We start from the raw sequence: 11150 nt of genomic DNA, 5'->3' as shown, positions 1-11150 counted from the left end.
TCTTTCGTGAGGTAAAACGCCGTACCTCTTCGTTCTCAAATTGTTTCAGCAACGCCGAGCGAGAAACAGCCGACGACTGGCTCCAATCGTTCGCCTTCGCATGGAATCAGCTAATCTGAACACTACCTGGCGAACCCCCCGTAATAAAAAGTGGGCTCAGAATTTAGTGTCCGTCTCGATGTCCTCGGCGGCTTCGTCGAGGCCGCTCTCTTGGGCGGTGTCGGTCAGGCGGATCGAGAGGGCGGCGTCGGGGATGGCGTCCTCGAACTCGCTCTGAAAGCGGCCGCTGACACGTCGGATCGCTTTCTGGGCGTCGGCGACGAGCAGGGCGCGCTCGACGGCCTCGGGGTCGGCATCGAGCGTGTCGGCCAGCGCGGCTGTGTCGGGGTCCTCGGCGTCCACGCGGGCGTCCCGGAGGTCGGCGAGGTCGAACGGGAACTCGGTGTCCTCGTCGTCGAGCAGATGGAGGTCCGTGCGGGCGCGAAAGACGTCCTCGGGGGTTTCGTCGACGGTCTCGGCGATGGCGGCGTCGTTCGCGCCGTCGTAGAACCCGCGGACGACGGTCGCGAGGGCGTCGTCGTCGAGGTCGGTCACGAAGTCGTAGCGCTCCCGCATGGTCGCGACGACGGCCGCGATGCGGTCGGCGACGGCGGCCTCGTCGGCGTCGGTGAGCGACCCCGGCCCCTCCTCCTGGCGTTCGGTCACCGTCTCCTCGTCGGTGACCTCGACGAAGAGATCCCGGAGTTCCTCGGTTTTCTCATCCATCGTCACTGGACGGTCGACGCGCGTACAAAAAGGTATTGCCGGCCGTAGCTGGGGGCGGTTGATCGCGGGTCACGGATGCCGAGAAATCGCTGACAGGTTGTGTACCGTGGGTATGCTGGCGCTTGGCAAGACTTAAGCGCGTAACTTCCACACAACCACAACATGGTACTACCGTTGCAGGCGGGTGACACCGTCACGCGCCCGACGATGTGGCAGATCAGCCACATCGGAGAGGTCGTCTTTTATTACCTGGCGGCGCTGACGATCGCAGTTCTCATCTGGGGTGTGTACCGTCGGTTCGACCGGTACGCACAGGGTGACGAGGACTGGTTCGAGCGCATGGACGACCTCGGCGGGCGAATCCGTGAGGCGTCCAAGATCGTCTTTACGAATCAGAAACAGTTCGACCGTGACCTCTACGGCGGCCTGATGCACTCGTTCATCATGTGGGGCTTTCTGACCCTGCTCATCGGGACGACCATCCTGGCCATCGACATGGACTTCCTCGAGAAGGGCGGGAAGCTCCTGACGGGCCAGAGCTTCTCCATCTTCAACGGGGACTTCTATCTCTCCTACTCTCTCGTGATGGACTTCATGGGTCTGCTCTTCGTCGTCGGGATCGGCATGGCGCTGTACCGGCGCTACGTCGTCCGGAACGAACGGCTCAGGGGCCCCAACTCCAGTCTTGAAGACCACCTGTTCATCTGGTCGCTGTTCCTGCTCGGCGTCGGCGGGTTCGTCACCGAAGCGATCCGCATTCTGGGCACCAGCGCCACCCGTGACGTGTCCTTCGAGACTGTGAGCTTCGTCGGCTGGTTCCTCAAGGACGTGTTCGTCGCGGCCGGCATCACGCCCCAGATGGCGACGGCGGCCTACCCCGCCATCTGGTGGTCCCACGCCCTACTGGCGTTCGCCTTCATTGCGGCCATCCCCTACGCCAAGCCGTTCCACATGATCTCGTCGTTCGCCAACGTCGTCACGCGCGACGAGAAAGCCGGCAAACGCCTGCCCGGCATCCCCGCGGATCTGGACGCCGACACCGGCGCGGAGTCGATGGACTCGTTCTCCTGGAAGGAGATTCTCGACCAGGACGCCTGTACGAAATGTGGCCGCTGTACCTCGGTCTGTCCGGCCAACGCCTCCGGGCGCAACCTCTCGCCGCGGGACGTGATCCTCGACCTGAAGAACTACCGCGAACAGGTCGAATCGGGCGGTGAGGAAAAGACCATCGTCGGCGACTCCGACGACGCGGTGATCCAGGCCGAGACGATGGAGTCCTGTATGGCCTGCATGGCCTGTATGGACGCCTGCCCGGTCGAGATCGAGCATCTCAAGACCTTCACCCGGCTGAACCGCCAGCTCACCGACGAGGGCGAGATCCAGCCCAGCCTGCAGGACGTGTTCCAGAACGTCATGCAGAAAGGCAACACCTTCGGCAACTCCCAGCGCAACCGGGGCGACTGGACCGAGGACCTGGAGTTCGACGTGGCCGACGCCCGCGAGGAGGACGTGGAGTTCCTCTGGTACGTCGGCGACTACCCCTCCTTCGACGACCGCAACAAGCAGGTCGCCAAGTCGCTGGCGAAACTGTTCCAGGAGGCCGACGTGGACTTTGGCATCCTCTACGACGACGAGGTCTACGACGCCAACGACATCCGTCGCGTGGGCGAAGAGTTCCTGTTCGTCGAACAGGCCGCGACGATGGTCGAGAACTTCCAGAACGTGAACTTCGAGAAGATCGTCTGTACCGACCCCCACTCGTTCAACACGTTCAAAAACGAGTATCCGGAGGTCGACTTCGCGGAGTTCGCCGACGACCCGATGATGGACTTCGACATCGAGGACGACGACTGGAGCCCCGACGCCGGCATCTACCACTGGACCCAGGCCGTCGAGGAACTCGTCGACCGCGGGAAACTTGGCCTGCGCGGCACCGAACTCGACTACACCGTCACGTACCACGACCCGTGTCACCTCGGCCGGTTCAACGACGAGTACGAGGCCCCGCGTGATCTGATCCGTGCGACGGGCTGTGACCTCCACGAGATGCCCCGCAACCGCGACGACTCGTTCTGTTGCGGTGGCGGTGGCGGCGGTCTCTGGATGGAGATGGACGAAGAGGAGAAACCGAGCGAGGAACGCCTCCGGGAGGCGCTGGAAGATACGGAGGCCGGCAACGCCGTCGAGAAGTTCGTCGTCGCCTGCCCGATGTGCATGACGATGTACGAGGACGGCCGCAAGACCGGCAACTTCGAGGACGATATCGAGATCGTCGACGTGGCCGAGCTGCTCGTCGAAGCCGTCGAGTCCGACGGCGTGTCCGCCGGCGCGGCCGCCGGCGGCGAGTCCGCGCCCGCCGACGACTAGAACCCACTTTTTCCATCGGGGGGTGCGCTCCGCGCACCCCCGAGCAAAAACGTGGGGAAAAAGCCGCGAGCGCGTTGGTGACGCGCTCGCGGTTGCTGTGCTTGTCCCCGGACCGCCGCCACAAACCGCACAGCCCCGCCTCGGTCCCGCACCGCGGACCGTCTCGTGTGGAGAAAACTGTATTTCAGTCGGTGGTGAAGGTAGAGACACATGTCCGACCCGATCGACCGGCCGGACCGGATCGACGCCGGATCGCTCGCGGAGGGACGCGACTGGCCACGCCTGAAACGCAGTGTGGTCGCAGTCGGCCTGACCATATTCGCCGCCATCAGCAGCGCCGTGTTGATCGTGCCCACGTTTTTCCTGCCGGCGACGGTCCCGACGGTCGCCTTCGCGCTCGGACTCGCCGAACTGGGCTTCGGTGTGGCCGCGCTGACGTTCGTCAAGGCAACCGACCGCGGCGTCGGCTACGTGGGACTCGACGTTCCGGGTCGCGGCCGGCTGGTGGCGTGGGTCGTCGGCGGCGCGGTGGCGCTGTTCGCCGTCCGGTCGGTCGCCGTCCTCGCCGCCCACGCGCTGGGTGGCCCACTGCTGCCGGTTCGCGTCACGGAGACGGGGCTCGACCCGCAGGCGCTCATGCTCGCGATGATCCCGCTGTCGCTGTTCGTCGTCGCGCCCTGTGAGGAGGCGCTGTTCCGGGGCGTCATCCAGCAGTACCTCGGGGAGGTGGCATCGAGTGCCGTCGCGATCGTCGGTGCGGGCGTCCTCTTCGCGCTGCTGCATCTCCCCTCGTATCTGGGCTACTCGCCGTTCTGGGCGGCCGTGATGCTCGCAATCGTGTTCCTCGTCGGTCTCGGGTTCGGGTACAGCTACCACCGGACCGGGTCGATCTGGGTGCCCATCGGCTTACACGGCCTCTACAACTCGCTGATCATGGCCAGCGCGTGGCTGCTGGTCGAACTGGGCATCGTCACGCTCTGACTGCGAACAGTGTGCTTTTGCCCACACCGCGGATACGTCAGGGTATGGACCACCTCACACACCGGCCCCGTCGGCTCCGGCGGGACGGCGTCCGGTCGCTCGTCAGCGAGGTCGACCTCTCGGCGAGTGACCTGATCGCGCCCGTGTTCGTCGACGCGACGACCGACGACCGCCAGCCGATCCCCTCGATGCCCGGCCACGAGCGCGTGCCCGTCGACGAGGCCGTCGCCCGCGTCGAAGAGGTCCGCGAGACCGGCGTCGAGGCGGTCATCGTCTTCGGCATCCCCCAGGAGAAAGACCCGCGAGGAACCCGGGCCTGGGCCGCGGACGGCGTCGTCCAGCGCGCAGTCCGAGCGATCACCGACGAGACGGACGCGTACGTCATCACGGACGTGTGTATGTGCGAGTACACCGACCACGGGCACTGCGGGGTAGTCGAAGAGAACGCGGCCGACGATCCCACACTGACGGTGAAGAACGACGAGACGCTCGACCGCCTCTCGGAGACGGCCGTCTCCCACGCCGAGGCCGGCGCGGACATGGTCGCGCCCTCCTCGATGACCGACGGAATGGTCGGTGCGATCCGAGAGGGACTGGACGGCGCGGGCTACCCGGACGTGCCGATCATGAGCTACGCGGCCAAGTACGAGAGCGCCTTTTACGGCCCGTTCCGGGACGCTGCCGACGGCGCGCCGGCCTTCGGTGACCGCCGCCACTACCAGATGGACCCGGCCAACGCCCGCGAGGCGATGCGCGAGGTCGAACTGGACGTGGAACAGGGCGCGGACGTGCTGATGGTCAAGCCCGCCCTGCCCTATCTGGACGTGGTGAGCGCGGTCCGCCGGGAGTTCGACCACCCCGTCGCGGCCTACAACGTCTCCGGGGAGTACGCGATGCTCCACGCGGCCGCCGAGAAGGGCTGGCTCGATCTGGAAGCGGTCGCCCACGAGTCGTTGCTCTCGATCAAGCGAGCCGGTGCGGATCTGATTTTGACGTACTTCGCCGAGGACGTGGCCGAGCAGTTGTAAGTCACCGAGTTTCGGCGATTTTCTGATTCGGAAAACGTCGGCCAGTCTTCAAGACACGGGCGGACGAATCGTCGTCCGTGCAACGCCGCCCCGCTCTGATCGCCCTGATCGCCCTCTCGGCCGCGCTGGCGCTCGCCGTCGGTGCCACCGCCGCCACGGACCTCGATCCGCCCAGCGTGGCGAGCGGGCCGGTGAACACGACGAACACGAGCGCGAACGCGAGCAGCGGCGGCCTCGGGGGCAGTGGCCCTGGCGGCGTCAGCGTACTCGGTCCCATCGGTGGAATCTACGGCCTCGTCGCCGGGTTGTTTCCCACGGTGAGCCCCCTGTTCTTGCTGGCTGTCACCGCCGTGGTCGTCGCCGGCCTCGCGCTTGCCGGCCTCCGACGCCAGCGGGGCAACTCCGACGAGCGCCCGGAACCCGACGTGCGAGTCGACCCCGACGACGGCGACGGCGGCACGACCGATTCGGACGCGCTCGTCCCGGACGCCGCGACGGACAACGAGGTGTACCGCGCCTGGCGGACGATGGTGACGGAACTCGACGTGCCCTACGGCGAGACGACCACACCCCGGGAGTTCGCCCGTGAGGCGGCCCGTGCGGGCGTGGCCACCGATCCAGTCGAGCGGCTGACCGACCTGTTCGACCGGGTACGCTACGGCGCGGCCGAACCGACCGAGGACCGGGAGGACCGCGCTCGCGACGCCCTGGCCGCACTCGACCGCGAGGGTGAGGACTGATGCGGCGGGTCCTGCTCGCGGTCGGGTTCGCGTCGACGGCCGCCGGCGCGGTGCTGGTGTTCACGCCGCTGTCGGTCGGCGGGAGCGGGCTGGCGGTGGTCGTCCTCGTCGGCTCGGCGCTGCTGGCCGGCGGCATCGGCGGGCTGGCCGCGCTCGACCGCTCGTCGACGACGGTCGCCGACGGGTCACTCCCGAACCCCGGCGACAGGGGCCGGCCGGTGCCCGGCGACGGGATCGACCGACAGTTGGCCGCCCTCTCGACGCGTGACGGGGACGACCAGGCGCGGTTGCGAGCGCGGATCGAGACCGTCGCCGTGTCCGTGCTGGCCGACCGACTGGACTGCTCGCGGGTCGAGGCGCGCGAGCGGTTGACCGCGGGCGACTGGACCGACGACGACGCCGCGCTGGCCTTCTTCGAGGAACGGCCGCCCTCGCGCCGGGACCGGGTGCGGACCGTGTTGCGCGGGGAGCCGACGTTCTCGCGGCGGGCCCGCGCGGCGCTGGCGGCACTGCGGGAGGTGGCGGCGTGACCGGGACGGTCCAGCGGACGGACCGATGGCACGGGCTGAGCGCCGCGGCGTTGCTCGCCGGCGCGGTCGGCCTCCTCACCTGGACGCCGGCACTGTTGCCCGTCGCCGCCCTCGCGGTCGCACTGCTGGCGTACGGTCGCGTGGTCGCGCCGCCGGACGGGACGCTGGCGCTCACCCGGTCGGTCGACGATCCGGACCCCGAACCCGGCGACGAGGTGACGGTCCGGCTCGCGGTCGAGAACGTCGGCGACCGGACGATTCCGGAGTGTCGACTGGTCGACGGTGTCCCGTCCGCGCTCCGGGTCGTCGAGGGCGCGCCGAGTCTCGGGACGAGCCTGCGACCCGGCGGGACGGCGACGCTGTCCTACACGGTCGAGGCTGCCTCGGGCGTCCACGAGTTCCAGCCGGTGACGGCCCTCCTCCGGGACGCCGCGGGCGTGATCGAACGGCGAGTCGAGGTCGAGGCCGACGACGCGACGGAGATGGGCGAGCCGCCGCGACTCGACGACGGCCAGCGACTCCCGCTTCGGGCCGCGACCGCCCGCTACGCCGGCCGACGGACCGTCGACGGCTCCGGGGACGGCCTGACCTTCCGGACGATCCGGGAGTACCAGCGGGGGGACCCCCTGAGCCGGGTCGACTGGCGGCGGCGAGCGAAAACGGGCGAGCTGGCGACGGTCGAATTCCACCCCGAACGGTCGCTCCCGGTCGTTCTCGTGATCGACACCCGCCCCGTGGCGGCGGTGGCACCGACCCCGGAAGCTGAAACCGCAGTCGAGCGGTCGCTGTCGGCGGCTGCTGCGCTGTTCGGTGGTCTCTCAGCCGACGACCACCGCGTCGGCGTCGCGACGCTGGGTCCGGAGCGAGCGTGGCTCGCGCCAGGTCGCGGGCGCGCACACGAGCAGCGCGCACAGGAACTGTTCTCTCGCCCGGTCGAGCGAGGAAGTGACGACGAGAGTGGCGAGGGAGGAGGCACGGCGGCCGATCCGACCGACGCCGGTCGCGGGTGGCTCCGCGAGCGACTTCCCGGGACCGCCGAAGTGATCGTGTTGACACCGGCGGTCGACGACGCCGTGGTGGGGCTGATCGAGGGGATCGCCGCGCTGGGCACGCCGGTCAGTGTCGTCAGCCCGGATCCGACGGCCGACGACTCGGCGGGTCGGACGCTCGTGCAGTTCGAGCGCCGGGATCGACTCGCCGACGTTCGCGCCAGCGGCGTCCCCGTCGTGGACGTCGGGCCGAGCGAGCGGATCGACCGCGCGCTCGCGACCGCGGGGTGGTCGCGGTGAGGCCCGGTCGGCTCGCCGCCGGGTACGCGACGGGCGCGGCCGTCGTGGCGTTCGTCCTCGCGGGCGTCGGGGCGCTCGCTACGGTGGTGGGGGCGCTCGGGCTGGTTGGAATCGCCGTCGGGGCGTTCCGGGGCCGGGCGACGCTCGTCACGGTCGGGAGCCTCGGACAGTTCGGCGCGGTCGTGGCTGGCGGCGTGGCGGGCGCTGGGGCCCCACAGCTGGTTGGTGCCGGCGCAGCCGTCGTCGTCGCCTGGACGGTCGGGCGGACGGCCACCGAACTCCGGACGGCGCTGGACGAGGGAGCCGACGCCCATCGGCTGGAGGCGACCCACGCCGCCGGAACCACCGCCGTCACGCTGGCGGCGGCCGGCGTCGCAATCACACCCACGGTCGTGTCGGTCGAGGCCACACCGGTCGGCGTCGGCCTCCTGCTCGTGGGGGGCATCTGCCTGACCGCCGCGCTCGCACTCACAACGGACCACCCCACGTGACACTCTCAGATAGGGTACGTGCTGGAACTGTCCGAACAGTCGGCCAGTATCGAAAATTCGAAAACTTTCACCAGAAATAGCGATTAGCGAAACGAATCAGTACCAAACAGGCGTCTGAGACATCGTGCCGGGAACCTGTGCGCGCGCACCGGCTACGAACGGGTAACCCGTCCGAACCCCGGTTGACGAACGTCCGGAAATGGCGCGAACAAGTGCCCAGAGACTGGACGGAATACAACCTTATATCGATAATAGTCTCTTGTAATTCCAACGTTCGTATACCCAAGAGTTGGAAACTGCCCGATTTTCAAGCTAAGCCTTATGTAGTGGGATTCCATGATCTTCTCTCGTGAAATACCAAACGAGCATAGCGCGTTTCGGTGAAAAGTTAGACAAACACGCGGGTAATTCCGGCATCCGTGTAACGGGGGTGTCGGCCTGATGGATCCGCTCCTGTTGCAGGTCGGCGTGAGTGAAGTCGCCAGCGCAGTGAACTTCACGTGGATCCTGGTCGTGTCGTTCCTGATCTTCTTCATGCACGCCGGCTTCGCCATGCTGGAGGCGGGACAGGTACGCTCGAAGAACGTCGCCAACCAGTTGACCAAGAACCTGCTGACCTGGTCGGTCGGGGTGATAGCGTTCTTCCTGATCGGTGCGGGAGTCAGTAGTCTCGTCGGTGGCGGTGGCTTCGCCTGGACTGCCGGTGCCGATCCGTCCTCGTGGGCCAGCAGCTGGCTGTACGGGGCCGTCTTCGCCATGACGGCGGCAACCATCGTCTCCGGGGCAGTCGCGGGCCGCGCGAAGCTCCGTGCGTACGTGACCTACACGTTCCTGCTGGCGGCGATCATCTACCCCGTCGTCACGGGCATCACCTGGTCCGGTGCGTACTTCTCCCAGTACCTCGGGACGACCTTCCAGGACTTCGCGGGTGGGATGATCGTCCACGGGATGGGCGGCATCGCCGGCCTCACGGCCGCCTACGTCCTCGGACCGCGGATCGACCGGTACAACAGTGACGGCAGCGTCAACGTCATCCCCGGTCACTCGCTGACGTTCGCCGTGCTCGGTACGCTGATCCTGGCCTTCGGCTGGTACGGGTTCAACGTGGGCACGGCCGCGATCTTCACGAGCGGTGACAGCGGCATGCTGTTCAACGGTGCCGTCCTCGGTCGCGTCGCGCTGACGACGACCCTGGCGATGGCGATGGGTGCCATCGGTGCCGGCGCAGTCGCACTCGCAAAGACCGGCAAAGTCGACACGCTGTACGTCGCGAACGGGCTGCTGGCCGGCCTCGTCGGGATCACGGCGATCCCCAACGTCGCCAGCTGGTGGGGCGCAATCGTGGTCGGCGCACTCGCCGGCGCGCAGCTCCCCATCGTCTTCGGCTTCGTCGAGAAGACGCTCAAGATCGACGACGTGTGTGCAGTCTTCCCCGTCCACGGGAGCGCCGGTGTCCTCGGGACGCTCGCGTACCCGTTCGTCGCCGCCGGCGGCTTCGCCGGTGTGAACGCGGTCATCACGCAGGTCGCTGGCGTGCTGGCGATCACGGTCTGGACGGTCCTCGCGACCGGCATAGTCTTCGGCATCCTGAAAGCACTCGGACAGGCACGTGTCTCCGAGACCCACGAGCGCGAAGGCCTCGACATCGCGGAACACGGCGTCGAGTCCTACCCCGAGTTCTCGCTCGGTGACGACGCGACGATGACCGACGGCGGGACCGATCCGACGTACAAGACTGACGGTGGCATCGCGAGCGAGACGAGCGAGATCGAAGGAGGTGACGACGAATGAGTGACGCACCCAACGACGGCGACATCAAGATGGTGATCGCGTTCATCCGACCCGGCAAGCTGTCGGATGTCAAGAAAGGACTCGCCGAGGTCGGCGCGCCCTCGCTGACGGTGACGAACGTCCGCGGCCGCGGGAGCCAGCCGGTCAAGAAAGGCCAGTGGCGCGGCGAGGAGTACGTCGTCGACCTGCACGAGAAGGTCAAGCTGGAGACGGTCGTCGCCGACGTGCCGGCCGAGGACGTCGTCGACGCGATTCAGGACGCCGCCCACACCGGCGAACCCGGTGACGGCAAGGTCTTCGTGGTCGACGTCGACGACGCCGTCCAGATCCGGACCGACAAACGTGGTCGCGACGCGGTCTGACGGATGGCAGTTGACGACACCGACCGTCGTATCGTGAACGCGCTGCTTGCCGACGGCCGGGCCAGCGCCCGCGAGATCGCCAGCGAAACCGGTCTCGCGGCGACGACGGTCTCGAAGCGGCTGTCGGATCTCGAAGACCAAGCGATCATCGAGAGCTACCGACCGGTCGTCGACTACGACCGGCTCGGGTACGACGTGACCGCGGTCTTCCACCTCAGCGTGGACGGCAACGGCCTCAAGGCGGTCGTCGACCGCCTGCGTGACCACGCGCGGATGGTCAGCGTCTACGAGGTGACCGGCAGTCACGACGTTGTCGCGGTCGGGAAGTTCAGAAACACGGACGAGATGAACCGCAAGATCAAGGACCTGCTGACCGATCCCGACGTGGAGGCGGCCAACACGAGCGTCGTCCTCGACGTCGTCCGGGAGAACGCGCAGTTCGCCGTCGACCTCGAAACCGAGGACTGACGGACGCGCTTTTTTTTCTCGACCCCATCGCAGCACCGGACAGGTGCGTGTCCGCATCCGTCCACTCGAACAGGCGCGCCCACCCCGAACCGGGAAGCGGAATCGACACGACACACGCACGGGGCAGCGTGTCGTGCGGCGGTGGTGGTGTCGGGGGCCACCGATCTCGACTGCGAGACGCTGCTACCCGTGCGTCGACGCGATGGGCGCGTTGAGCTACCCACCGCTAAAGCGGTGGGATTCAGCGTGGACTCCCGTTCTGGCCGACTCATCGTCGGCAGGAGAATAGCCTCCGTTCACGTTCAACGTCCCGCTGTTCAAGCGCACGCCCAAGGGTG

At 67.5% G+C, this 11150-nt stretch carries 11 protein-coding genes and 1 pseudogene; 11 read left to right on the top strand and 1 reads right to left on the bottom strand.

The window, feature by feature from the left end; all coding sequences use genetic code 11:
- A pseudogene (locus MU521_RS20970) lies at positions 1–119 on the top strand (IS6 family transposase); the annotation flags it as partial.
- Positions 120–156: 37 nt separating this feature from the next.
- On the opposite strand, the gene MU521_RS20965 reads toward MU521_RS20970, so the two are convergent.
- Complete coding sequence (locus MU521_RS20965) at positions 157–765, bottom strand: hypothetical protein (RefSeq protein ID WP_092695688.1); 609 nt, start codon at positions 763–765, stop codon at positions 157–159.
- A gap of 162 nt (positions 766–927) precedes the next feature.
- Here MU521_RS20965 and MU521_RS20960 point away from each other — a divergent pair, with 162 nt between their 5' ends.
- The 10 genes from MU521_RS20960 (at position 928) to lrp (ending at position 10812) form a co-directional block, all read left to right on the top strand.
- Positions 928–3132: a (Fe-S)-binding protein gene (locus tag MU521_RS20960; RefSeq protein WP_092695690.1), complete on the top strand. Its 2205-nt coding sequence runs from the start codon at positions 928–930 to the stop codon at positions 3130–3132.
- Positions 3133–3342: 210 nt separating this feature from the next.
- On the top strand, positions 3343–4113 hold the full coding sequence (locus tag MU521_RS20955) for a CPBP family intramembrane glutamic endopeptidase (RefSeq protein WP_092695692.1): 771 nt from the start codon (positions 3343–3345) through the stop codon (positions 4111–4113).
- A gap of 44 nt (positions 4114–4157) precedes the next feature.
- Entirely contained in the window at positions 4158–5141 is a 984-nt protein-coding gene (hemB, locus tag MU521_RS20950) for a porphobilinogen synthase (protein WP_092695694.1), read from the top strand.
- 77 nt (positions 5142–5218) lie between these two features.
- Entirely contained in the window at positions 5219–5881 is a 663-nt protein-coding gene (locus MU521_RS21765) for a DUF4129 domain-containing protein (protein WP_092695696.1), read from the top strand.
- Positions 5881–6411 (top strand): DUF7269 family protein, encoded by a 531-nt coding sequence (locus tag MU521_RS20940; RefSeq protein ID WP_092695698.1) that lies wholly within the window; start codon positions 5881–5883, stop codon positions 6409–6411. The genes MU521_RS21765 and MU521_RS20940 overlap by 1 nt, the downstream gene beginning before the upstream one ends.
- Positions 6408–7700, top strand: coding sequence for a DUF58 domain-containing protein (locus MU521_RS20935; protein ID WP_092695700.1), 1293 nt, complete (start codon positions 6408–6410; stop codon positions 7698–7700). Before MU521_RS20940 ends, MU521_RS20935 begins: the two co-directional genes overlap by 4 nt.
- Positions 7697–8191 (top strand): DUF7519 family protein, encoded by a 495-nt coding sequence (locus tag MU521_RS20930; RefSeq protein WP_139171225.1) that lies wholly within the window; start codon positions 7697–7699, stop codon positions 8189–8191. Before MU521_RS20935 ends, MU521_RS20930 begins: the two co-directional genes overlap by 4 nt.
- A 441-nt stretch (positions 8192–8632) precedes the next feature.
- Positions 8633–9982, top strand: coding sequence for an ammonium transporter (locus MU521_RS20925; RefSeq protein WP_092695704.1), 1350 nt, complete (start codon positions 8633–8635; stop codon positions 9980–9982).
- Entirely contained in the window at positions 9979–10344 is a 366-nt protein-coding gene (gene glnK1 / locus MU521_RS20920) for a nitrogen regulatory protein GlnK1 (RefSeq protein ID WP_092695706.1), read from the top strand. The genes MU521_RS20925 and glnK1 overlap by 4 nt, the downstream gene beginning before the upstream one ends.
- A gap of 3 nt (positions 10345–10347) precedes the next feature.
- Positions 10348–10812 carry an HTH-type transcriptional regulator Lrp gene (gene lrp, locus MU521_RS20915; protein ID WP_092695708.1) on the top strand — a complete coding sequence of 155 codons (465 nt, stop codon included), beginning with the start codon at positions 10348–10350 and terminating at the stop codon, positions 10810–10812.
- The last annotated feature ends 338 nt before the right edge of the window (positions 10813–11150 follow it).

This window comes from Halorientalis regularis, from assembly GCF_023698535.1.
GTDB classification, from domain to species: domain Archaea; phylum Halobacteriota; class Halobacteria; order Halobacteriales; family Haloarculaceae; genus Halorientalis; species Halorientalis regularis.
This window is presented reverse-complemented; position numbering and strand designations above follow the sequence as displayed.

Bases quoted from the DNA above. Each gene is read 5' to 3' on its own strand.
- MU521_RS20955 (WP_092695692.1), top strand. From the start codon at position 3,343: ATGTCCGACCCGATCGACCGGCCGGACCGGATCGACGCCGGATCGCTC.
- hemB (WP_092695694.1), top strand. From the start codon at position 4,158: ATGGACCACCTCACACACCGGCCCCGTCGGCTCCGGCGGGACGGCGTC.
- MU521_RS20960 (WP_092695690.1), top strand. From the start codon at position 928: ATGGTACTACCGTTGCAGGCGGGTGACACCGTCACGCGCCCGACGATG.
- MU521_RS20940 (WP_092695698.1), top strand. From the start codon at position 5,881: ATGCGGCGGGTCCTGCTCGCGGTCGGGTTCGCGTCGACGGCCGCCGGC.
- MU521_RS20925 (WP_092695704.1), top strand. From the start codon at position 8,633: ATGGATCCGCTCCTGTTGCAGGTCGGCGTGAGTGAAGTCGCCAGCGCA.
- glnK1 (WP_092695706.1), top strand. From the start codon at position 9,979: ATGAGTGACGCACCCAACGACGGCGACATCAAGATGGTGATCGCGTTC.
- MU521_RS20965 (WP_092695688.1), bottom strand. From the start codon at position 765: ATGGATGAGAAAACCGAGGAACTCCGGGATCTCTTCGTCGAGGTCACC.
- lrp (WP_092695708.1), top strand. From the start codon at position 10,348: ATGGCAGTTGACGACACCGACCGTCGTATCGTGAACGCGCTGCTTGCC.